At 42.3% G+C, this 22,494-nt stretch carries 24 protein-coding genes; all 24 read right to left on the reverse strand.

What is annotated here, in order from left to right:
• Positions 1-137: 137 nt before the first annotated feature.
• The 24 genes from aroA to JOC78_RS04655 all read right to left on the reverse strand — a co-directional run bounded on the left by aroA (position 138) and on the right by JOC78_RS04655 (position 22,472).
• Positions 138-1,424 carry a 3-phosphoshikimate 1-carboxyvinyltransferase gene (gene aroA / locus JOC78_RS04540; RefSeq protein ID WP_204553294.1) on the reverse strand — a complete coding sequence of 429 codons (1,287 nt, stop codon included), beginning with the start codon at positions 1,422-1,424 and terminating at the stop codon, positions 138-140.
• 15 nt (positions 1,425-1,439) lie between these two features.
• On the reverse strand, positions 1,440-2,543 hold the full coding sequence (locus JOC78_RS04545) for a prephenate dehydrogenase (protein WP_204553295.1): 1,104 nt from the start codon (positions 2,541-2,543) through the stop codon (positions 1,440-1,442).
• A 15-nt stretch (positions 2,544-2,558) separates the two neighbouring features.
• Entirely contained in the window at positions 2,559-3,656 is a 1,098-nt protein-coding gene (gene hisC / locus JOC78_RS04550; protein ID WP_204553296.1) for a histidinol-phosphate transaminase, read from the reverse strand.
• A gap of 44 nt (positions 3,657-3,700) precedes the next feature.
• Positions 3,701-4,072, reverse strand: coding sequence for a chorismate mutase (aroH, locus tag JOC78_RS04555; RefSeq protein ID WP_204553297.1), 372 nt, complete (start codon positions 4,070-4,072; stop codon positions 3,701-3,703).
• A gap of 2 nt (positions 4,073-4,074) precedes the next feature.
• On the reverse strand, positions 4,075-5,160 hold the full coding sequence (gene aroB, locus JOC78_RS04560) for a 3-dehydroquinate synthase (RefSeq protein ID WP_204553298.1): 1,086 nt from the start codon (positions 5,158-5,160) through the stop codon (positions 4,075-4,077).
• Positions 5,161-5,163: 3 nt separating this feature from the next.
• Positions 5,164-6,336, reverse strand: a complete 1,173-nt coding sequence (gene aroC / locus JOC78_RS04565) for a chorismate synthase (RefSeq protein ID WP_204553299.1) — start codon at positions 6,334-6,336, stop codon at positions 5,164-5,166.
• A gap of 293 nt (positions 6,337-6,629) precedes the next feature.
• Positions 6,630-7,400 (reverse strand): CheR family methyltransferase, encoded by a 771-nt coding sequence (locus JOC78_RS04570; protein ID WP_338023171.1) that lies wholly within the window; start codon positions 7,398-7,400, stop codon positions 6,630-6,632.
• A 160-nt stretch (positions 7,401-7,560) separates the two neighbouring features.
• Complete coding sequence (gene ndk, locus JOC78_RS04575) at positions 7,561-8,007, reverse strand: nucleoside-diphosphate kinase (RefSeq protein WP_204553301.1); 447 nt, start codon at positions 8,005-8,007, stop codon at positions 7,561-7,563.
• Positions 8,008-8,098: 91 nt separating this feature from the next.
• Positions 8,099-9,061 (reverse strand): heptaprenyl diphosphate synthase component II, encoded by a 963-nt coding sequence (gene hepT / locus JOC78_RS04580; RefSeq protein WP_204553302.1) that lies wholly within the window; start codon positions 9,059-9,061, stop codon positions 8,099-8,101.
• A gap of 18 nt (positions 9,062-9,079) precedes the next feature.
• Complete coding sequence (locus JOC78_RS04585) at positions 9,080-9,787, reverse strand: demethylmenaquinone methyltransferase (protein ID WP_204553303.1); 708 nt, start codon at positions 9,785-9,787, stop codon at positions 9,080-9,082.
• 3 nt (positions 9,788-9,790) lie between these two features.
• Entirely contained in the window at positions 9,791-10,594 is an 804-nt protein-coding gene (locus JOC78_RS04590; protein WP_204553304.1) for a heptaprenyl diphosphate synthase component 1, read from the reverse strand.
• Between the two features lie 215 nt (positions 10,595-10,809).
• Positions 10,810-11,037 (reverse strand): trp RNA-binding attenuation protein MtrB, encoded by a 228-nt coding sequence (gene mtrB, locus JOC78_RS04595; RefSeq protein ID WP_204553305.1) that lies wholly within the window; start codon positions 11,035-11,037, stop codon positions 10,810-10,812.
• Between the two features lie 13 nt (positions 11,038-11,050).
• The gene (gene folE / locus JOC78_RS04600) at positions 11,051-11,617 is read right to left on the reverse strand and encodes a GTP cyclohydrolase I FolE (RefSeq protein WP_204553306.1); all 567 of its coding nucleotides are present in this window, start codon (positions 11,615-11,617) and stop codon (positions 11,051-11,053) included.
• 298 nt (positions 11,618-11,915) lie between these two features.
• On the reverse strand, positions 11,916-12,188 hold the full coding sequence (locus JOC78_RS04605) for an HU family DNA-binding protein (RefSeq protein ID WP_204553307.1): 273 nt from the start codon (positions 12,186-12,188) through the stop codon (positions 11,916-11,918).
• Between the two features lie 289 nt (positions 12,189-12,477).
• Complete coding sequence (gene spoIVA / locus JOC78_RS04610; protein ID WP_204553308.1) at positions 12,478-13,956, reverse strand: stage IV sporulation protein A; 1,479 nt, start codon at positions 13,954-13,956, stop codon at positions 12,478-12,480.
• Between the two features lie 334 nt (positions 13,957-14,290).
• A complete protein-coding gene (locus JOC78_RS04615; RefSeq protein WP_204553309.1) occupies positions 14,291-14,998 on the reverse strand; it encodes a hypothetical protein in 708 nt (235 codons plus the stop codon).
• A 23-nt stretch (positions 14,999-15,021) separates the two neighbouring features.
• Entirely contained in the window at positions 15,022-15,225 is a 204-nt protein-coding gene (locus tag JOC78_RS04620) for a DUF2768 domain-containing protein (RefSeq protein ID WP_204553310.1), read from the reverse strand.
• 252 nt (positions 15,226-15,477) lie between these two features.
• On the reverse strand, positions 15,478-16,530 hold the full coding sequence (locus JOC78_RS04625; protein WP_204553311.1) for an NAD(P)H-dependent glycerol-3-phosphate dehydrogenase: 1,053 nt from the start codon (positions 16,528-16,530) through the stop codon (positions 15,478-15,480).
• Positions 16,531-16,548: 18 nt separating this feature from the next.
• On the reverse strand, positions 16,549-17,859 hold the full coding sequence (gene der, locus JOC78_RS04630) for a ribosome biogenesis GTPase Der (protein WP_204553312.1): 1,311 nt from the start codon (positions 17,857-17,859) through the stop codon (positions 16,549-16,551).
• Positions 17,860-18,030: 171 nt separating this feature from the next.
• Positions 18,031-19,095, reverse strand: coding sequence for a type 2 isopentenyl-diphosphate Delta-isomerase (fni, locus tag JOC78_RS04635; protein ID WP_204553313.1), 1,065 nt, complete (start codon positions 19,093-19,095; stop codon positions 18,031-18,033).
• A gap of 26 nt (positions 19,096-19,121) precedes the next feature.
• Entirely contained in the window at positions 19,122-20,261 is a 1,140-nt protein-coding gene (rpsA, locus tag JOC78_RS04640; RefSeq protein WP_204553314.1) for a 30S ribosomal protein S1, read from the reverse strand.
• A 99-nt stretch (positions 20,262-20,360) separates the two neighbouring features.
• Positions 20,361-20,942 (reverse strand): lysophospholipid acyltransferase family protein, encoded by a 582-nt coding sequence (locus JOC78_RS04645; protein WP_204553315.1) that lies wholly within the window; start codon positions 20,940-20,942, stop codon positions 20,361-20,363.
• The gene (gene cmk, locus JOC78_RS04650) at positions 20,939-21,619 is read right to left on the reverse strand and encodes a (d)CMP kinase (RefSeq protein ID WP_204553316.1); all 681 of its coding nucleotides are present in this window, start codon (positions 21,617-21,619) and stop codon (positions 20,939-20,941) included. The genes JOC78_RS04645 and cmk overlap by 4 nt, the downstream gene beginning before the upstream one ends.
• Positions 21,620-21,812: 193 nt before the next feature.
• Positions 21,813-22,472 (reverse strand): flagellar brake protein, encoded by a 660-nt coding sequence (locus JOC78_RS04655; RefSeq protein ID WP_204553317.1) that lies wholly within the window; start codon positions 22,470-22,472, stop codon positions 21,813-21,815.
• Between the last annotated feature and the right edge of the window lie 22 nt (positions 22,473-22,494).

The raw sequence follows: 22,494 nt of genomic DNA on the forward strand, positions 1-22,494 counted from the left end.
ATAGCTATCATAAAGAAAGATGTGGCTGGCTTCAACTTTTTTGCAATTTCTTATTCGTTATTTATTTAATTCTCCGTAAAGAAGAGATTTCCTTCTTCATCAGAAAAAGGAGCCAATAAAATCAGCTCCTCTTCGTTTTATTCATATAATCGTTCTAGATCTTGGAAGAATTCCGGATAGGAAACCGCAATTGCTTCCGGGTTTTCAAGAATCACATCTCCGGATGAGACAAGTGACGCTACAGCCAGCATCATGCCGATTCGGTGATCTCCGTGAGAGGAAACAGAACCGCCAGAAAGCGGCGTTTTTCCGTGAATAATCATTCCGTCTGGAGTCGCCTCAATATTTGCCCCGAGCTTCTTCAATTCATTCACTACCGTATCTATTCGATTCGTTTCCTTGTGTTTTAACTCTTCCGCATCTTTAATAATTGTGGTTCCTTCTGCCTGAGTAGCAAGCAAAGCAATAATGGGGATTTCATCAATTAATCTCGGAATTAAATCTCCGCCAACTTCAGTGCCTGATAGATTGGACGTACGGATGGTCACCGTGCCTTTTTCCTCTCCGACTGCCTCTTCTTCCTCGATCACCATATTTGCTCCCATTTGCTTTAACACATCAAGAATTCCCGTTCTCGTCGGATTTAAGCCGGTATTCTTTAGCGTAATGGCACTATTCGGTGCAATCGCTCCTGCCACGAGAAAGAAAGCGGCTGAGGAGATATCTCCAGGCACGTACACATCTGTCCCTTTAAACACTTGATTGCCAGTTACGGTGATTTCATCCCCATTGCGGACAATGGTTCCGCCGAACTGTGCAATCATTTTTTCTGTATGGTCACGAGTTGGCTGCGGCTCAATAATGACCGTGTCTCCTTCTGCTTGCAATCCAGCGAAAATGATAGCTGATTTTACTTGCGCACTGGCTACCGGCAGCTCATAGCGCATAGCTGAAAGGTTCGTTCCTTGAATGGAGAGCGGTGTATATTTTCCATTTTCACGGCCCGCAATTCGAGCACCCATTTGAGAAAGCGGCACGACTACTCGGTCCATTGGACGCTTGGCGATTGATTCATCTCCAATTAACACGGAATGGAACGGACGGCCGGCTAAAATGCCAAGTAAAAGTCTTGTGGTCGTTCCGGAATTTCCGGCATCTAAAATGGCCACAGGCTCTTTTAAACCGTTCCACCCTTCCCCATGGACAATGATTTCCTCATCTGTTTCCTCGATCTTGACTCCAAGCTTTCTAAAGCAGGAAATAGTGCTTAAACAGTCTTCTCCTTTTAAAAAATGGCGAATCACTGTTTTGCCTTCTGCTAAAGCCCCGAACATGATCGATCGATGGGAAATCGATTTATCTCCTGGAACTTCGAGCGTTCCGTTAAGTGTTTTGTTTGAAAAGTTCAGTGTTGTTCGTCCCATATTCATCATCCCTCTTTATGCAAGAAAAAGGTCATAATTCGTATGCTTTTCTATGCAGATTTTTGCTCGTTTTCGATCTTTGTCACTTTGGAAACTGATTAACAGAACCCCATACACATCTTCTCGGGTTTCCATAATCCGTATGTTCGTAATGCTGATTCGCTCTTCTGCCAGGTATCCGGTAATTTCTGAGATCACGCCCGGATAATCAGGCACATCCACATATAATTCGTAGAATGAAGGGATCGCCCCTTTAGATTTAGCCGGCAGCTGGTCACGAAACACTTTCGCTTCATTAAAATAATGAAACAAGCCGGCATGACTTTCTTCTTTTAAAATATCTATCACATGCTGCATTTCCTTCTGCCAGCCTGTCAGCAAGTTTAAAAGCACTTCTTTGTTATGTAAAGAGATGTCTTTCCACATTTCAGGATTAGAGGAGGCAATTCTCGTAATATCTCTAAATCCGCCGGCAGCAAGTCTTGAAATTAACGAATTATTCTCATTAAAATGCTGCGCCTGATGGACAAGAGAGGCCGCAATAATGTGCGGAAAATGGCTGACGACCCCTGTCAGTTCATCATGGTCTTCAGCCGTCACCTCTATAATCTTAGCATTCGTCCCCTCAAGCCACTTCTTTAAAATCGCCAGCTGCTTTTCATCTGTATCCGGTTCTGGCGTCAGCAAATAAAAAGCATTTTCAAATAGATGCCCTTTAGCTGCTGTCACACCGCTTTTATGAGAACCGGCCATCGGGTGTCCCCCGATAAATGTTACACCTTGATCTTTAAAGATCCTCGCACATTCCATAATCCGCTTCTTCGTGCTGCCGGTGTCTGTAATGATGACCTGATCCTTCAACTCACAATCTGCAAGCATCTCAATCATTTCTTCTGTTTGCAGAACAGGAACAGCTAACACAATTAAATCCGCCTGTGCAGCTCCTTCTTGAAATGAACTTGCTTGCTTATCGATCACATTTAAGGCTTCCGCAAGCTTGGCTACCGAGTCTTGAATATCATAGCCGATAATTTTAGCCTGAGGGTGGGCTTTCTTGATGGAGATGGCTAAGGAACCGCCAATCAGTCCAAGTCCCGCAATAAAAACGTTTCCTCTCATATTCCAAACCACCTACTATTTAATTGCTTTTTCTGCTATGAAACTCTTCATCGCTTCAATGATTCCTTGATTCTCTTCAAATGAACCGACTGTTACACGGACTGATGTCGGAAAGCCCAGCGCTTTTCCGGAACGGATAATATATCCCTTCGCCATTAAATACTCAAATAACTGATCGCTGTCACATTGGAAATCAATTAATATGAAATTTCCTTCAGAAGGGTAGTAAGACAGGCTTTCCTGTTCACAGAATTCATAATACTGCTCTAACCCTTTTTGATTCTCCGCACGGCATGTATCCACGAATGCTTGATCAGACAAGGCGGCTGCCGCTGCTCCCTGCGCTAATGTATTGACGTTGAAAGGCTCTCGAACCGGTTCTAATAACCGGATAATTTCCTCTGAACCAAATCCATAGCCTACACGGAAGCTCGCGAGCCCATAAGCCTTAGAAAACGTCCGGGTCACTATGACGTTCGGGTATTCTTTAATAATTTCTAGCGCATTATAATAATCATCCGCGGTGACATATTCGTAATAAGCTTCATCAAGAACAACCAAAACGTCCTCTGGCATTTTATCCAAAAACGCTTTTAATTCCTGATCTTTAATATACACCCCTGTTGGATTGTTCGGGCTGCACAGCCAAACGACTGCCGTTTGACTGTCGACTGCTTCTGCCATGGCCTCTAGATCATGCGCGCCTTCAACAAGCGGGATTTCCCGAACTTCTGCACCTTCGACCACCGCGTTGTGACGGTACTGGGGAAAAGTAGGGGCAGCCATGACTGTATTTTTTCCATTTTCAAGCATAGCTCGAGAAATAATTTGGATAATTTCATCCGATCCGTTCCCGAAAATTAACTGGTTTTCTTTAACGTTCAGTGTCTCGCTGAGAGCGGTTCTAAGGACTGTTGTATAACCGTCTGGATAAATAGCATAAGAATCCGCAAAGCTTTGAATAAACTCTTTGACTCTATTTGAAGAACCGAAAGGATTTTCATTAGAGGCAAGCTTTACGATTTTCTCAAGGTTATACTTCTTTTTCACTTCTTCAATGGACCGTCCTGGCTGATAAGCTTTTAAATTAATGATTTGCTGTTTCCATTTCATATTGCTCACTCCCGCTCTCACTTTATCTAATTGTATAGGTCTAATTAATTTTGCTGTTTTTGTAAATCCGGACGAAGTGAAACCGCTTTGCCCTGATAGACATGCTGAATGTCCTTTTGAGGCACTTCCGTATTTACATGCATCATGATTCTCACACACTTCTCAAGGCTTCCGGGCACTGGGATCTCCTTCATGCATATCACCGGCACATACGACCAGCCTTCTATTTTTCTGATTGCTTTTGCCGGAAATGCCGCATCTAAGTCCTCTGTGACTGAAATAAAAATTGAGCAGACATCCTCTGCTTCTATTTTGTTTAGGCTGATCATTTCTTTTAGCAGCTGTTCAGCTGCATCAACAAGCATATCGTGATTATTTTCATCAACAGTAGCTGCTCCTCGTACTCCCCTGATCATACTTATTCCCCCTTTCGCATAAACCGATCGGCTTCTAACAGCTCTTCCTTCGTCATTTCACAAATCAGCGGTTCTCCAATGCGCTTTAACAGCACAAAACGAATACTCTGTCCAACCGTTTTTTTATCCCTTGCCATCAAGCTGTATAGCTCTTCAAACGGCAGGTCTTTGTTTAATTCCAGCGGATAGCCAAGCTGTTCGAGCCATTCCATAAATTTTTTTAAATCGAATGACAAGCCTTGTTTTTGCTGGCTGGCATAAATGGCGTACACCATTCCTGCTGCGACCGCCTCGCCATGCGTAACGTTTCCATAGCCAAGTCTTGCTTCAAGCGCGTGTCCGTATGTATGGCCAAAATTCAAAAATGCCCGAATACCTTGTTCTTTTTCGTCTTCGCCGACGATTTCCCCTTTAATTTCTATGCCTTTTTGCAGACAGTATTCTAAAAAGTCGGGTTCGATCGCTTCTAGGTCAGTAACCTTGCTCATCAGTTCCATCAGAAAGGATTCATCCGCTATTAACGCATGCTTAATGACTTCAGCAAAGCCAGACCGAATCTCCTTTTCAGGGAGCGTTTTTAAAAATCGAGTATCATAAATAACCGCTTCGGGCTGGTGGAAATGGCCAATCATGTTTTTGCCTAAACGATGATTGATCGCCACCTTCCCGCCAACTGCGCTGTCATGAGCTAAGATCGTTGTCGGCACCTGCACAAATGAAATGCCCCGCATATAGCTAGCAGCGACATACCCTGCTAAATCACCTGTCGCTCCTCCGCCTAATGCCACAATACATGAATGGCGGTCCAGCCCTTTTTCAAGGGCAAACGTCAAGCAATCTTCAAATACTTGAAAGGACTTTGCCTTTTCGCCTTGCGGAACGGTTAGCCATTCATACGGCAGATCTTTCGGCATATATGTAAGAACCGTTTCCCCATGCAGATTTGAAACATGTTCATCCGCAATGATCAAAAGCCTAGTTGTCTTTTTAAGCGCACCTGAAAAAAGTTCTTCCAGCTGTGCAAGAGCACCTTCCCCAACTACGACAGGGTAACTTTTATTGGCTGTTTCTACCAAGAGTTCACGCATCTTTTAAAACTCCTTAGCGTAGCGTTTATGTTCCTCAATGGAAGCAATGAATCCATCCATGCGGTCACTATAGAATTGTTCTGTTAATGATTTAGCCAATTCCCAAGCGACAACTGCTTCTGCAACGACTGCTGCAGCTGGCACAGCACAGCTGTCTGAACGCTCAATGCTCGCCGTAAATGGTTCTTTCGTGTCGATGTCCACACTTTCTAATGGTTTATATAGAGTAGGAATGGGTTTCATCACGCCGCGAACGACAATTGGCATGCCGGAAGTCATTCCGCCTTCAAATCCGCCTAAACGGTTCGTTTTGCGGTAATATCCCTTACCTTCTTCCCACGCAATTTCATCATGGACTTCGCTGCCGAATTTTTCAGCTGCTTCAAAACCGATGCCGAATTCGACTCCTTTAAATGCATTGATGCTGATGATTGCCGCCGCAATTTTTGCATCCAGCTTTTTGTCATAATGCACATAGCTGCCGACGCCGACAGGCATTCCTTCTGCGATGACTTCAACAATTCCTCCAATGGAATCACCGTTGGCTTTCGCATCATCAATGGCTTGCATCATTTGCGTTTCCGCTTCAGGATCCAAACAGCGGACCGGTGAATTTTCACTGGCTTCCTGAATTTCTTGTAAACTGTTCATAGCCGGAGCCTTAGCTTTCACTCCGCCAATCTCTATCACATGAGAAGCAATCTCCACACCGACAAGCTTTAACAGCTTCTTAGCTGCCGCACCTGCTGCTACACGCACTGTTGTTTCACGTGCTGAAGAACGTTCTAGCACGTTTCTCATATCACGATGTCCGTATTTAATGCCTCCGTTTAAGTCTGCATGACCCGGACGCGGACGGGTGATTTGGCGTTTGACTTCTTCTGCTTCATTATCATCGAGCGGCTCTGCTCCCATGATCTTGGTCCAGTGTTTCCAGTCATCATTTTCCACAACCAGCGTTACCGGAGAACCTAGCGTTTCCCCATGGCGAACGCCGCTTTTTATGTCTGCTGTATCCTTTTCGATTTGCATTCTGCGGCCGCGGCCATGTCCTTTTTGGCGGCGGCTTAATTCTCTGTTTATATCCTCCGCCACTAACGGCATCCCTGATGGAAGCCCCTCTATGATCGTGGTTAATTGTGGTCCATGTGACTCTCCTGCTGTTAAATATCTCATTTCACTTTCCCCCTTCAACTCGTTAAAGCGTGTATGTATTTTAACACTATAACATATTTTTTTATCCTTGCCACTTGTAGAAATACTATTTTGAGAATTTTAACATAACTGCCGCGTTATTTGTCATAATTTATTATATTTTTCAAAATAATATCACCATTCTCGGCAATTCTGCGCCGGGCAAGCTTTATTTCGTCTCCTGATCATGATATTCCTTGTAATCTCAGCATGTTTTCTTTAAAAAAACAAAAAAGCGACGCTGCAAGAAATCTTGCTTCATCGCTTGTTGCCTTTTAACGCTTTTGGTAAAAAAATGTATCTTCAGATTCGAATCCATATTGCTGAGGGTTAAATATTTGTTCGGTGCTACCCACAAATAGTACACCGCCCGGTCTTAATGCCGCATTAAATTTATGGTACAGTTTATCCTTTGCTTCTTCTGTAAAATAGATCATGACGTTCCGGCAGATGATTAAGTCATAATTGGATTCAAATGGGTCAGCTAATAAATTTTGCTGGCGAAAGCTGACTGTGCGTTTCACTTCATCTGCCACTTTATAGAACTGGCCTTCTTTTTTGAAGTATTTACTCTTTATCGCATCCGGCACTTCTGCTAATGAACGTTCAGCATAGACGCCGATCTTTGCTTTTTGGATGGCATTGGTGTCCAGGTCTGTTGCCGTAATCGAAATCTGTGAGAGCGGAAGGTGGTTTGACAGTACCATCGCAATCGTATAGGGTTCTTCTCCCGTCGAACAAGCCGCACTCCAAATTTTCAATTTCTTATTTGAGGAAAGCAATCTCGGAAATATTTTCTTCTCCAGCACTTCCCACCGACGAGCATTCCGATAAAATTCGGACACATTAATCGTCATGCGATCTAAAAACTCATTCAGCAGATCACTGTTGCGTTCCATCGCTGTAAAGAAGTCTTTAAAAGAACGATAATTTTTCTTTTGATATAAAGAGGTTAAACGCCGTTTCATTTGAGCTTCTTTATATAAGGCTAAATCAATTCCTGTTTTTCTCTTAATTGATTGAACAAACTCTTGGTAATCATCTATCATCTTTACCCTCTCCCCACTACAAGGCTTGTTCCCCATTGAAAGCCTGTAATCACTTGTCTCTATAATTCTCATTATAGCGAAATATTGATCATGTGGAAATTTTTTCTGAAATTGAGACAAAAAAATACGCTGTGCTACACACAGCGCATGTTCGATATTAGTAGATCCACTCGTTAACAGGTTTTTGGTAAGAAGTTAATTCTTCTTCTTTAAAGAAAATAGCGATTTCTCTTTCAGCACTTTCAGGAGAGTCAGAACCGTGGATGATGTTCTTTCCTACTGTAATGCCGAAGTCTCCGCGGATTGTTCCAGGAGCTGCATCTTTAGGGTTTGTCGCACCCATCATTTGACGAGCAGTAGCGATTACGTTTTCGCCTTCCCATACCATAGCAAATACCGGGCTAGAAGTAATGAAGTCTGTTAATTCGCCAAAGAAAGGACGCTCTTTATGTTCAGCGTAATGCTGTTCAGCTGTTTCTTGAGAAACATTCATTAATTTAGCTCCTACTAGTTGGAAGCCTTTCTTTTCAAAGCGGGCAACGATTTCGCCTACTAATCCTCTTTGTACACCATCAGGTTTAACCATTAAATATGTTTTTTCCATGTTTGTCACTCCTATTTTATGTATAGTAAAGTACAATCCCTCAGAATATTACCACTGATTCCTCTATTTGACAACGTTTTCACACAAAAAATTAGAATTTTCGTTTCCCGATATACTTAGCTATATCCCGCAGCGATTTTCTTGTCCGGTTATCAGGCAATTCTTCAAGTACGGCGAGCGCTCTGTTTAAATAACGCTGGCTTAAGGCATGAGACTGTTCAATCGCATCACTCTTCTTCAGCAAACTAATGATTTCCGCCATATCACCTTTAGAGGTATCTTCGTTGACACGGGTGATCTTCTCTTTTAATGCGGGATCTTTCATCGCGAATAAAACAGGCAAAGTAACATTCCCTTGCCATAAATCACTGCCTGCAGGCTTCCCCAGCTCCGCTTCTGTTGAAGTAAAATCAAGTATGTCGTCCGTAATTTGAAACGCCATTCCGACGTTGTAGCCAAATGTATAGAGTTTTCGGTGGATATCAGCAGGTACATTCGCAGATATCGCTCCAAGCTGGCAGCTTGCCGCAATTAAAAGAGCCGTTTTGCGTTTAATCCTCCGCAAATAGTCACGCAAATTTTGTTCATAGCGATACTTATCTTTAATTTGGACGATTTCACCGACGCATACTTCAACAATCGTATTAGCTAAGATCCGATGGGCTTCAATATTTGGGATATCTGTCATATACTCCAGCGAACGGGCAAAAATATAATCCCCTGTGTACATAGCCACCCGATTATCCCATTCCATCTTCACGGTCGGCTGTCCTCTTCTTAATTCCGCATTGTCAATCACATCATCGTGGACCAAAGAAGCCATATGGATTAATTCAAGGGCCACTGCTACATTCTTCACCCGTTCAATCTGATAATCGCCGAATTTTGCACCCAGCAAAACAAAAACCGGGCGGATTCGCTTTCCGCCCGCTTGAAGCAAGTGAAGAGATGCTTGTCTTAACGCAGGTGATTCAGAGGAGATCGCCTTCTCCATTTCTTTTTCAATTAAGTCGATATCCGTTTTTAGAAACGAATAAAGCATTTTTAATTTCATGTTTTTCACCCAGCTTATTTACTTTTGTTTATACCCAATGTGGGTGGCTGCTACACCGCCGGTATGTGCTTTATAGCTGACATTTACCATTCCGGCTTGTTCAAACATCCGGGCAAGTTCTTTCATTCCTGGGAAGTCACGTGCCGATTCTTGCAGCCAGGAATATTCTTGAAAACTTTTAGCAAACACCTTTCCAAAAGCAGGCATAATGAATCGGAAATAGAAAAAATAGAGCTGGCGAAAGCCGAGCATAGTAGGCTGCGAAGTTTCCAGACAAACCGCCATGCCTCCAGGTTTTAACACACGATTCATTTCTTTAAGCACATGGAGGTAATCCGGCACATTGCGCAGGCCAAACCCGATTGTGACATAATCAAATGTGTTGTCTTCAAAAGGAAGGCTCATGGCATCCCCATGAATCATCTCGACTTGAGGCAAGTTAGCTGCTTTTACTTTATCGATCCCGATTTGAAGCATATTTTTACTGAAGTCCAGCCCTTTCACCATGCCTTCTGTACCTGCGGCTTCAGCAAGAGCGATGGTCCAGTCCCCGGTGCCGCAGCACACGTCAAGTGCCGCTGCGCCTTTCTCCACGTTCATGCGCTTCATCGTATCCTGTCTCCAGCGCTTATGCTGCTGAAAACTAATGACAGAGTTCATTTTGTCATAGTTAGAGTATATTTTTTCAAAAACGTTATGCACTCTTTCCTCTTTCGATTGTTGCATTCGTTACCCTTCTTCCACGTATGTTTTATTTCCGAAAAATTCATTCGCAAGTATTTGCCGCAGCCTTGTCGTAATGAAAGACTGAGCAGCATCTTTATTTATCACAGCCTCGATTGAATGTTTCGCATGATCCGCATATTGATCACAAATACGCGCCAGCACTTGCATTTGTTCTTTTGACAGCTGGTTTTTCACCTTTGGAAACTGCAGTTTTTTCAATGCATTGAACAAAAGCGATGTTCCTCCAGACAAAAATTGCTGTTTCTCTTTCAGCAGCCTATTCACATATAAAACATTAGAAATTGCCGGGGATACATGCTGATAATCGAAGAAAGAATAAAATTTATTAATGATTTCCGTTTCTATCTTATAGACGCTCATCATCAGAGCCTCTATTGTCTGATGTTCCTGCTGATAAAGAGCGATCTTGTTTTCATTGATCCGTTTAACTGATTCAGCCAGCGAACGAATCATAGGAAGGTCATTTAATTCCGCAAGAATTTGATAATATAATCCGCTGAAGTAATCTCCTGCAAGCACAGTCAGCTGCTGTTTCTTTTCAATGTCACTTGAATAAACCGTTACTTTTTCATGGGTATCAAGGGCGATCTGAATTAACGTGGCAGTTGTTATATATTGCTTCGCTTTTGATTCTTTTAAATCACTAAGAGCAAAAGGAAGCATTAAAGAAATAAGCCGAAAATCCTCGATGACTGGATGTTCAATAAACCTCCTTAAATATGGATAGGAGAGTTTTTGCTGAATTTCTTCTTCGATCAATTCTTTTTGTTTTAGCCAATCATTCATTATCCATACCCCTTAATCCCTTTACTTTTGTACTAATTGAACTTATATGTAAAAATTTCTTCTTTTAATAAACGTTATAAAACAAGCAATATTATATCATACTTACTTCATAAATATGAACCGTTGGAAAGAAAACATCTTCTTTTTCAACAGTTTTGCCTTTTTAGGCAAGTAATAAACAAGCTGTTTTTATTATAAAAACAGCTTCGCTTTGCTTATTCAGGTTTTCCGCTAGTCATTTCGCCAAAGTTAGTGACAATCTTGGCCTGTCCTCTGACTTTAATGGCAGAGGTGTGATCCGTAAATTGAGCAATCATGACTTCGCCTTTATCAAGCTTTTCTGAATGGTGAAAACGGGTATCTGATCCTCTCGTTAAACCAATCACATTTACACCATCTTCAATGGCTTGGATCATGACAAAATCCGCTTGATTATTCTTCATCTTCCGCACCCCTTTAGCCCTTAATTAATGTCAGCAGTTCTGAACGCGCATGGACATCGTCCGCATACTTGCCGCGGGCAGCTGTTGTCACTGTTTTCGCGCCAGGTTTTTTCACGCCACGCATCGCCATACACATATGTTCAGCTTCCACCACGACCATGACTCCATGAGGATCAAGTGTGTCCATAATAGAATCCGCCACTTCTGCCGTAATTCTTTCCTGCAGCTGCGGGCGTCTTGCCACTGTTTCCACCGCACGGGCCAGTTTGCTTAATCCTGTTACTTTGCCGCCTTTAGGCAGATAGGCCACATGGGCATGTCCAAAAAATGGAACCAAGTGATGTTCACACATTGAATAAAAAGGAATGTCCTTGACTAACACAAGTTCCTCGTAATCCTCACCGAAAATGGTTTCGAAATATTCTTTTGGACTTTTATCCAGTCCTGAAAACGCTTCTTCATACATTCGCGCTACCCGTTTAGGTGTATCTTTTAGGCCTTCGCGCGTTGGATCCTCCCCAACTGCTTCTAAAATCATTCTTACCGCTTCTTCTATTTGAGCATGATTTACTTCTGGCATGTTCACAACCCTCTCTGCACTCTTAAAATGATATCTATACTATATACGTGAAACATCGATTATCTGTATTTCTTACGTAATTCCCGTTCCACAACCGCCATTAAAGACAGCAGGCATGCCTTTTTAGAATATAGGCTGCTAAGAAAGCCCCGCCTGAAAGATTGCCATTTAAAGCAGGTTAAATTAAATATTAGCATATGCAAGCGAACCCGGCAAAGGGAAGTATGCGGGTTCAGTGTTCGTCCATTCAAAAAGGGAGACTAATGAAAGTCTCCCCTGTAGCCGTTAGGCTATGTAATTATTTAACCGCATCTTTAAGCGCTTTACCTGGTTTGAAAGCAGGCACTTTGCTCGCTGCGATTTCGATCTCTTCCCCAGTTTGAGGATTGCGTCCTTTGCGTGCAGAACGTTCACGGACTTCGAAGTTACCGAAACCGATTAATTGGATTTTATCTCCGTTTGCCAATGATTTTTGGATGGCATCAAAAACGGCATCAACCGCTTTAGTTGCGTCCTTTTTAGAAAGTTCAGCCGTTTCTGCTACTTCATTAATTAAATCTGTTTTATTCATGCCATTCACCTCCTCCCAAAGGGGGTTTTAAACGAAAGTTTGTATGTGTTTCCTTTACTTCCATTACTGTACTAATTTTTCACTTTCTATACAGAAAAGTGAAGAAATGCTTTAGAACCAATGTTTTCTCATCAATTCTGTTAGTAGATTATCATATAAGAAATACCATATCAAGCAGAATCCCTTAAGAAATGCGATTCTTTGCTAAAATCAGCTAAAAAACTCGCTTAAAGAATTCTTTCACGCAAAGAAACTCTCTTTTTTCAAAGAGAGTTAAAGGGTCATTGTATTATAGGATGATGGCAATAAGCCCTCCAGAACCTTCATTAATAATTCGTTCTAACGTTTCTTTTAATTTATACCTTGCATTCTCAGGCATTAATGCAAGCTTTCCTTGAATGCCTTCCCGGACAATCGAACTTAAATTGCGGCCAAAGATATCGGAGTTCCAGATCGACAGCGGATCGTCTTCGAAATCTTGCATTAAGTAGCGGACCAGCTCTTCGCTTTGCTTTTCCGTTCCGATAATAGGCGCAAATTCTGATTCAACATCCACTTTAATCATATGAATAGATGGAGCAACTGCTTTTAGCCGAACACCGAAACGAGCACCTTGGCGAATGATCTCCGGTTCATCCAGACTCATATCTGCTAAGGACGGAGCAGCAACACCATAGCCGGTTTGTTTCACCATTTTCAGCGCATCTGCGACTTGATCATACTCGGCTTTCGCAATAGCAAACTCCTGCATTAGTTCAAGGAGATGTTCTTTCCCTCGGATTGTGACTCCGACGACTTCTTTTAACACTTGATCATATAAAGCATCTGGCGCAAATAAGTCAATTTCAGCAATTCCCTGACCCATATCCATGCCAGCCAGTCCGGCGTTTTCAATGTAGTCATATTCATTAAACAATTGAATCACTTGATCGACATCACGCAATCGTTTAATGTCATGCACCGTTTCTTTGATCGCTTCTTGATAGTTTTCTCTAAGCCAGTGGTTTTCTTTTAATACCATAACCCACCCTGGCAAGTTAACATTCACTTCATGAACCGGGAATTCAAATAATGCTTCTCTTAATACATTCAGCACATCTGTTTCTCTCATGCTTTCAACAGACATTGCCAATACCGGAATATCATACTTTTCAATCAGACTGTCCCGCAGCGCTTCCGTTTCTGGATGATGAGGTCTCGCTGAGTTAACAATCATAATAAATGGTTTTCCGACTTCTTTTAATTCCTCAACAATTCTTTCTTCCGCTTCGATATAGTTCTCTCTAGAGATCTCTCCGACTGTACCGTCAGTCGTTACGACCACGCCAATCGTGGAGTGCTCTTGAATCACCTTTCTCGTACCTATTTCAGCCGCTTCGTGGAAAGGAATCGGCTCTTCAAACCAAGGAGTATTGATCATTCTAGGACCGTTTTCATCTTCATAGCCTTTCGCTCCCGGAATGACATAACCTACACAGTCAACTAGGCGAATATTTACTGCAAGCCCTTCATCAACATCGATGGAGATGGCTTGATTCGGTACAAACTTAGGCTCCGTCGTCATAATCGTTTTCCCTGCAGCGCTTTGAGGGAGTTCATCATGTGCTCTGGCTCTTTCTGATTCATTCTCAATATTAGGAAGCACCAACAGCTCCATAAATTTCTTAATAAAAGTGGATTTACCGGTTCTGACGGCTCCGACCACTCCGAGGTAAATGTCTCCCCCTGTTCGTTCTGCTATATCTTTAAAAATATCTGATTTTTCCAATTTATTCCCTCCCAACATAATTCCTTGCCTGATTCTGACATCCACCTTGTTCATACATTAAATTGTATGATGTTGTCCCTCTTTTATATGACTGAAACTTTTATTTACTTTTGATCCATGCTGTTCGTTTTACTAAATTCCTGCGTTGAAATAGCTTCAGATGAATAAAAAATGGACATATCAAATGAATTTTACAGCCAGAAGCAACAAAGCTTCCCCCCATACAAAAAAAGAGCCAGACTCTTCTATTCAAATATAGTATCAACGATTCTCGAATATACTATATTTCTGCAAATAGAAGAGCCGGCCCTTTGGACAAGCTTCAAACGATGAATTATGGTGTCATAAATACAGGTTCGTTCTGATCATCTACCGTGTAAGGCAAAGAATAGGCAGGAACGAACGGAGAATCCTCTACTAATAAAGAGCGAATATCTTGTCCTTCTTTCGGTTTACTTTCGGCCTTTTGAAGAGCCGCATACAAGTCACTGCTGTAATCAACGTATACATTGCCGTCTCCGGAAATGACTAAAGGCAAGTTATGATTTGTATAAGGACTTACGACATAAGGTTCATCTTTATAGCCTAATTCTTCATACTTCAATGTGTATACATTGGGTGCAATATCTTCTTTAAATGGCGGATAGCCTTTCTGAGCTTGGAGACGGATCTTCAGTTCCCGTATCTGTTCAGCCATCCTTAAATCGAACAATTTAACTTTTGGTTCGGTTTCCGCATCTATGATCACATATTGAAAGATTCCGCCCATTTCAAAAGAATTTCCCGGCGGCTCCGCCATAAATTGAGGAGCTAATTTCTTAAAATCAATCGGATATTTTTCATAAATCGGCGGATTTCCTTCTTTTGTTTTAATCGGAAGCAGCCCGTCATTTTGTTCTTTATATTGCTCTACCGCTGATTGAACAGCCTGAAGCTGATCTTCATATGGCACTTGATTCTGAGCCCGGTCTTGCTGAGGGTATAAACAGCCGCTCAATAATGTTGAAACCAGGACAAGAATCAAGAGAATCGACTTTTTCACCTATTTCACTTCCTTTAACATATTCAGACTCCGGTAGGTCCGCTAAACACGACATAGACCATAATAATTCCGCCGACAATCATGCATAAATAAGCTATGATGGCCGTAATCGCCCGGATAAAGCCATGTTTCACTTTGTAGCGGCTAATGTAAATGGCGACAATGGCGACAAACATTAACCCCATGCCAATTAATGAAACCCACATTTTTAACATTGCTGGTGACATCACGCTTTTCCCCTTTCATATATCGACATGATTATACCATATCCCTCCTGCTCACTGGGCTAAAAGATCGCCAACATGGACATATAAGGGTCTTCTGTTCATAATTATGTAAAAAAAAAGCTGAAGCTGCGTTTACGCCGCTTCAGCCCTACTCGACCGTATCTTTACTTTTGCTGGCTTTCTCAAGATATAGTATGAAACATTCAATGTTTTGCTAACCCATCTGCGCCCTTTTTCAACAAATGAGTGAAATCACTCTTCTGTCAGGGTTTCGCTGTGAATATTCACTAAATCTTCCATTTCACGCTTTTTCATTCTCGCCATTAATTCATCAACAGCCGCTTTTGGATCTTGGTCTTGGAAAAGAATTTGGTAGAGCGCATCCGTTATCGGCATATTGACCTCGTACTTGTCAGAAAGCTGGTGGGCAGCCTTTGTTGTTCGGACACCCTCAACCACCATGCCCATTTTATCCAGTACCTCTTCTAGCTTATGGCCCTTGCCAAGCATATTGCCCGCTCGCCAGTTTCTAGAATGGACACTGGTGCAAGTCACAATCAAGTCTCCTATACCCGTCAGTCCGGAAAAAGTAAGCGGGTTCGCCCCCATTTTCGTTCCTAACCTGGCAATTTCAGCAAGGCCTCTTGTAATAAGTGCAGCCTTTGCATTATCTCCATATCCTAACCCATCGGAAATTCCAGCAGCAAGCGCAATAATATTCTTTAAAGCGCCGCCAATTTCCACACCAATCAAATCCGCATTGGTATACACGCGAAAATGCTGATTCATAAATAAATCTTGAATTAATTCAGCCGCTGCCATGTTTTTGGAAGAGACCGTCACAGTCGTCGGGTGTCTTAGACTCACTTCCTCCGCATGGCTTGGGCCTGACAGAACGACAATATCTTTATAAAGACCATCAGGCATCTCTTCTTCAATCATTTCTGAAATGCGCAGCAGCGTATTAGGTTCGATCCCTTTGCTTACATGCACAATAACAAGAGGCTGCTCCTGACATTCTTTCATCAGGCCGAGCACTTCCCGGATGGCTTTCGTCGGAACAGCGAGAATGACTTGTTCTACTCCTGCCAGCGCCTCTTTAAGAGAAGAATAGCCTTTAATGTTTGCTGGCAGTTTAATATCAGGCAAATACTGCTGGTTTGTATGCTGCTCATTAATTTCCTTAATTCTCGCTTCATTATGAGCCCATAGACGAACTTCATGTCCATTATCGGCAAGCACCATGGCAAGAGCCGTTCCCCAGCTTCCTGCACCAATCACTGCTACTTTTTCTTTCACCTTCATATACTCACCTGCTTATTATTATTTTCTAGCGCGGGCAATAATACGGATCGGCGTTCCTTCAAAACCAAACGCTTCACGAATTCGATTTTGGAGAAAACGCTCATAAGAAAAATGCATTAATTCTGGTTCATTAACAAAAACAACAAATGCAGGCGGCTTGACAGCTACTTGCGTCGCATAATAAATTCTTAAGCGCTTGCCTTTATCAGTAGGTGTTGGATTCATGGCAACCGCATCCATCACCACATCATTTAACACACTAGACTGAACGCGCATCGAGTGATTTTCACTTGCCTGGTTAATAACCGGCAGCAATGTATGAACACGCTTTTTCGTTGTAGCAGATAAAAAGACAATCGGAGCATAGTCCATAAACAAGAAGTGGCTGCGAATCTTCTGTTCCCATTCCTTCATTGTTTTTTCGTCTTTGTCGATTGTATCCCACTTGTTGACGACAATCACGACAGCCCGCCCAGCTTCATGGGCATATCCTGCGATATGTTTGTCCTGTTCACGGATTCCTTCTTCAGCATTAATGACGATTAATGCTACATCTGAACGCTCAATCGCTCTCAATGCACGAAGGACACTGTATTTCTCCGTTGATTCGTACACTTTTCCTTTTTTACGCATGCCGGCAGTATCGATAATGACATACTTCTGCCCATCATACGTATACGGGGAATCGACCGCGTCTCTTGTTGTTCCTGCTACATTGCTGACAATGACCCTGTCTTCACCAAGCAAGGCATTCACAAGAGAGGATTTACCGACATTGGGACGGCCAATTAAAGAGAATTTAATCACATCATCTTCATATACTTCTTCATCTAATTTAGGGAAGTGATTAACGACTGCATCTAGCATGTCTCCAAGCCCAATTCCATGAGAGCCCGAAATCGGAAACGGCTCGCCAAAACCTAATGAGTAAAAATCATAAATTTGGCTGCGCATTTCCGGGTTGTCTACTTTATTGACAGCTAATACAACCGGTTTTTTAGAGCGGTACAAAATTTTCGCTACTTCTTCATCCGCTGAAGTAACTCCTTCACGGCCGCTCGCTAAAAAGATAATAACATCCGCTTCATCAATGGCAATTTCAGCCTGCTGGCGGATCTGCTCTAAAAAGGGCTCGTCCCCAATATCGATTCCGCCTGTATCAATTATGTTAAATTCATTATTTAACCATTCACCTGAACTGTAGATTCGATCTCTTGTTACTCCCGGAATGTCTTCCACGATGGAGATTCTTTCTCCTACTATTCGATTAAAAATGGTTGATTTCCCGACGTTCGGGCGGCCGACTATAGCCACTACTGGTTTAACCATTTTGTTCATCCTTTCTCTTACAACATTCTTTCATGAACATTAATATTATTTTTACCCGTCCTTACAAATAAAACCCTTCTAACGTGAGAAGGGCTTCGCTGAACTTGTATATTTTATCAATATTCTGGTGTACAGGCAATAAAAACAATAAAAGTGGCAATTGCCGCGTATTTAAAATCGCTTTTTCCCTCTTTGGCTGTATTCTCGAGGCTGATATCCTCTAACGTCTAGCCAATGATAAATGTCCCCATAAAAAATAACCGGAACGTCCTGTAGTTCATCCAGCTTCGCCGCTCCGAGCGCGCACATCATCATTTTCATATCTGTATGAAGATCGTCAATTTCTGTCATTAATTCCTCTGCTCCGCGTTCGAGAAGCACCTTTAATAACCGGCCCGCCATTCCACAGGCACCGGCTCCAAGTGCGATCGATTTAATGACATCCAGACTATTCGTGATTCCTCCAGAAGCAATCACGCTTTTGTCCGGCGCAGCATGGATCGTTTCAATCAGGGCAGCCACAGTCGGAATTCCCCAGTCATTAAAATAATCCAAAGATCTGGTGCTGCGCGCATTTTCGATCGCAGCGAAATTCGTTCCGCCATACCCGCTGATATCTAATCCTGCTATAGGTAATTCCGCTAACTTCTCTGCTGTTTCTTTCCCTATTCCAAACCCTGTCTCTTTGACGATGACAGGAATAGGCAGCGCTTCTGCAATAGCTTGAATTCTCTCTAATGCCCCTTTAAAATCTCTGTCACCTTCTGGCATCGCTAACTCCTGAATTACATTTAAATGGATCTGCAATGCATCGGCTTGAATCATTTCTGCCGCCGCTTCCGCTTGCTCAATCGTTGCTTCTGAGCCAAGGTTCCCCATAATTAAACCCGCCGGATTCACTTTTCTTACTACCCTAAAGGTATCCCGTTCCTCATGATTTTTTATGGCAGACATTTGAGAGCCTACCGCCATTAAGAGCCCCATATCACGGGCTGCCGCTGCTAGTTGAGCATTTATCTTTTCAGTCTCTGTTCCACCGCCGCCCGTCATGGCATTGATAAAAATTGGCGAACTTAAATTAAGTTCGCCAATTTGAGTATCAATTTCTATATCATTTACGGCTGTATTCGGGAGGCTTTGATGCACAAATTTCATTTCGTCAAAACCGCTTTTGCGACTTTGGCCTGTGGTAATTGCATGTTGTATATGATCTAATTTTCTTTGCGCCCTCGTCAATCTCATCACCGTTTTCTACTAATTGCTTATTTTAAATCTTTCAATTTATCTCCAATCATCTCTCCTAATTGGAAACCTGAGTTTTCTTCAGGCATTTCATACGTATCATTATAATCATCCGCTGCAGGCTCTTCAAACTGTTTCATGCTTAAAGATAAGCGATTTTCCTCTTCATTTACATCAAGAACCTTCACTTTTACTTCTTGACCTTCCTCTAATACTTCATGAGGAGTTCCAATATGTTTATTGGAGATTTGAGAGATATGAACCAATCCTTCCACACCCGGGAAGACTTCAACAAAGGCACCGTATGAAACAAGGCGTTTCACTTGACCTGTCAATTCAGAGCCGACAGGAGCTTTGTCAGAAATGTTTGACCATGGCCCAGGAAGCGTCTCTTTAATGGAAAGAGAGATTCTTTCACTGTCACGGTCTACAGATAGTACTTTCACCTGAACCTCCTGGCCTTCCTGAATCACGTCAGACGGCTTTTCCACATGCTCATGAGACAGCTGGGAAATATGAACAAGTCCATCTACCCCGCCGATATCAACAAAGGCGCCAAAGTCTGTCAAACGCTGAACTTTCCCATCAAGCACGTCTCCCGCTTGAATTTCAGATAGTACTTTCTTTTTATTTTCAGACTTCTGCAAGTCCAATACCGCACGATGCGATAAAATTAATCTGTTTTTATCTTGCTCAAGCTCAACAATTTTAAAGCTCATTGTCTTACCTTTATAGTCTTCAAAATCTTCTACATAATGGTCTTCCACTAAAGAAGCCGGAATGAATCCGCGAATGCCAAGGTCAACTACAAGGCCGCCTTTCACTACCTCTTTAATTTCTGCATCAAACACTGTGCCTTCTTCAAAACGCTTGTTCATTTCTTCCCAAGCTTTCTCAGCGTCAGCTTTTCGTTTAGAAAGAACATACAGATCATCTTCTTCTTTTGTAACAAGAAGCTCCAGCTCGTCGCCTTCTTTCACCGCGTCGGTAGCCTTTTCCACATGCAGGCTGGATAGTTCACTGATAGGAATAATTCCGTGTTTTTTACTGTCAGCAATCTCCACCTGAACTTGCTTCTCTTCCACTTTCACTACAGTAGCCCGAACTTTATCGCCCACTGAATAATTGTTGACTTCTACTTGGTTCATATCCTCTGTCATATGTACTCCTCCTTAATACAAAACTGCAAACAATGATTTGAAAAAATATTCTTTCTATTAACTTCTAACAATTAGCGCCATTTGTCAAGCATGAAGCTTTTATCTATGCTGTTCAATTAACTTCTGAATACTGTCCATGATGACTTGTGTCGCATCATCGGCAGAGGTTTTGTTTTTCCTCATCTCTTCCATGTTAATTGGCGGTCCATACACTACCTTTAATTTCCGCATAAATTTATACGGACCAATGATGGCACAAGGAAGCACCATTGCATCCGTACGAAGGGCAAAAAAACCTGCTCCGGCAAGCCCTTTTCCAATTTCGCCGGTTTTAGATCTTGTCCCTTCAGGAAACAGCCCTAATACATGGCCTTCTTTTAAGAAACCTAGACCCTTTCGAAGAGCTTCTCGGTCACTCATCCCTCTTTTTACTGGAAACGCATTCAAGTTAGTTACTACCTTCCCTAAAATTGGAATAGTAAACAATTCTTCTTTCGCCATGAATTTAACCGGCCGCGGCGCAGTGATTCCGACGACCGGAGGATCAAGATTATCTATATGGTTAGCGCAAAGCAGTACGCCGCCCTCTTTCGGAAAGTGCTCTAAACCATGCACTTCAATCCGGTAAGCAGGCATTAAAACGGATTTAACCACACCCTTAGCAATTGAATAAAACGTCATTCTGCCCCAATCCTCTCTCTTGCCATTCCCAAAATTGACTCCACCACTTCATTAATTGACATGGATGTGGTATCCAGTGCCAGCGCATCGTCTGCTTGTTTCAGCGGCGCTGCTTCTCTTTCAGAATCCAATTGGTCACGCAGAGCGATCTCTTCTTTTAACTTCTCCAAATTTGCCGGAAATCCTCTTAAAATATTTTCTTCGTACCTTCTTTTTGCACGTTCTTCCACGCTTGCAATTAAAAAGATCTTCAGCTCCGCTTTCGGAAGAACATGAGTGCCAATATCACGGCCATCCATGACGACTCCGCACTTTTTAGATAGATCCTGCTGCCGCTTCACCATTTCTTGGCGCACAAGCGGATGTGCCGCTACTAAAGAAACAGAGCTGGTCACTTCATTGGTCCGAATCGCTTCACTGACGTCTTCCCCGTCTAAAAATATTCGCTGTCCCTGTTCTGATGAACGCAGCTCCACTTCGGAATTTTGTAGAAGGGCTAATAATTGAGCTTCATCTTCAAGATTCATTCCTTCTCGTAACGCTTTATAAGTAAGTGCTCGGTACATCGCACCTGTATCGATATAAATATAGGATAATTTTTCAGCAATGATTTTCGCTACCGTGCTTTTTCCAGCCGCTGCCGGACCATCAATCGCAATTTGTATATGTTTCTTCATCTCTTCACCTTCTCAAAAAATTTTCTCTTTATTCTATCATATACAGCACGGATATACTCTTGTAAAAATATTCGGAACCAGATTTATCTTCGCAGGGCAAAAATATATTCCGCTGTCATCAATCAGGGTTCTAAACCGATAAAAAACCAGGATCATTCCATGTAGCCGGAATAATCCTGGTTATTCTAGTGACTCATATTAAACCTTTTCTTTTTAGCATGAGCTGCCTCTCGAAACAGAATTTCATTAAGATTTGCTGTTCATTCCCATTCATTTCTAGAAATTCAATAGAAGCCACTTTCCGGCCTTCTTTTTCTTCTCCTACACGCACAATCGAGCCATTCAGCTCCAGATAATAATAATCACCCGATTGCATAGGCAAAGTTAAGAACAATTTAACCCTTGTCCTTTTTTTAATTTCATCATCAAATGGGGGAACAACGGCTAAACCTCCCGCACTGATATCCTCAGTCGCCGCTGTAAAAGCTTTCAAGCCCTCCATATAAACAGCTACATCAACCGGTGTGCTGACCCTGACATATTTCCGCCGCTGAATCCGGATGTATTCATTCACTCCCGGGTCACGCAAGACAAGCATAGGAATGTTTCTTCTTTCTCTTTTTACAATTTCTGTTTGAAATATATAGATAGCCGACGAAGATTTCGGATCAATAAACCCAGCGCTCAGCTGCATGCCGTCCACTAGATAGACGGTGCGGTTCGTTTCTGTGTTGATCGGGTAATCAATATAGATTTTTCCGTCTTCCAAATCAGTAATTCTGCATCGGTATTCTTCTTTTTTTTCAGTAATGGCCATTGGTTCGAGAGTCAAATACATACCAACTTCAAGCATTCTATTCCTCACCCGTTTCTAT

Origin of the sequence: Bacillus ectoiniformans (assembly GCF_016908875.1) — a bacterium.
Classification (GTDB): Bacteria; Bacillota; Bacilli; order Bacillales; family Domibacillaceae; genus Bacillus_BX; species Bacillus_BX ectoiniformans.

Bases quoted from the DNA above. Each gene is read 5' to 3' on its own strand.
- aroA (WP_204553294.1), bottom strand. From the start codon at position 1,424: ATGGGACGAACAACACTGAACTTTTCAAACAAAACACTTAACGGAACG.
- JOC78_RS04545 (WP_204553295.1), bottom strand. From the start codon at position 2,543: ATGAGAGGAAACGTTTTTATTGCGGGACTTGGACTGATTGGCGGTTCC.
- hisC (WP_204553296.1), bottom strand. From the start codon at position 3,656: ATGAAATGGAAACAGCAAATCATTAATTTAAAAGCTTATCAGCCAGGA.
- aroH (WP_204553297.1), bottom strand. From the start codon at position 4,072: ATGATCAGGGGAGTACGAGGAGCAGCTACTGTTGATGAAAATAATCAC.
- aroB (WP_204553298.1), bottom strand. From the start codon at position 5,160: ATGCGTGAACTCTTGGTAGAAACAGCCAATAAAAGTTACCCTGTCGTA.
- aroC (WP_204553299.1), bottom strand. From the start codon at position 6,336: ATGAGATATTTAACAGCAGGAGAGTCACATGGACCACAATTAACCACG.
- ndk (WP_204553301.1), bottom strand. From the start codon at position 8,007: ATGGAAAAAACATATTTAATGGTTAAACCTGATGGTGTACAAAGAGGA.
- hepT (WP_204553302.1), bottom strand. From the start codon at position 9,061: ATGAAATTAAAAATGCTTTATTCGTTTCTAAAAACGGATATCGACTTA.
- JOC78_RS04585 (WP_204553303.1), bottom strand. From the start codon at position 9,787: ATGCAACAATCGAAAGAGGAAAGAGTGCATAACGTTTTTGAAAAAATA.
- JOC78_RS04590 (WP_204553304.1), bottom strand. From the start codon at position 10,594: ATGAATGATTGGCTAAAACAAAAAGAATTGATCGAAGAAGAAATTCAG.
- mtrB (WP_204553305.1), bottom strand. From the start codon at position 11,037: ATGAAGAATAATCAAGCGGATTTTGTCATGATCCAAGCCATTGAAGAT.
- folE (WP_204553306.1), bottom strand. From the start codon at position 11,617: ATGCCAGAAGTAAATCATGCTCAAATAGAAGAAGCGGTAAGAATGATT.
- JOC78_RS04605 (WP_204553307.1), bottom strand. From the start codon at position 12,188: ATGAATAAAACAGATTTAATTAATGAAGTAGCAGAAACGGCTGAACTT.
- JOC78_RS04620 (WP_204553310.1), bottom strand. From the start codon at position 15,225: ATGTCACCAGCAATGTTAAAAATGTGGGTTTCATTAATTGGCATGGGG.
- JOC78_RS04625 (WP_204553311.1), bottom strand. From the start codon at position 16,530: ATGAAGGTGAAAGAAAAAGTAGCAGTGATTGGTGCAGGAAGCTGGGGA.
- der (WP_204553312.1), bottom strand. From the start codon at position 17,859: ATGGTTAAACCAGTAGTGGCTATAGTCGGCCGCCCGAACGTCGGGAAA.
- rpsA (WP_204553314.1), bottom strand. From the start codon at position 20,261: ATGACAGAGGATATGAACCAAGTAGAAGTCAACAATTATTCAGTGGGC.
- JOC78_RS04645 (WP_204553315.1), bottom strand. From the start codon at position 20,942: ATGACGTTTTATTCAATTGCTAAGGGTGTGGTTAAATCCGTTTTAATG.
- cmk (WP_204553316.1), bottom strand. From the start codon at position 21,619: ATGAAGAAACATATACAAATTGCGATTGATGGTCCGGCAGCGGCTGGA.
- JOC78_RS04655 (WP_204553317.1), bottom strand. From the start codon at position 22,472: ATGCTTGAAGTTGGTATGTATTTGACTCTCGAACCAATGGCCATTACT.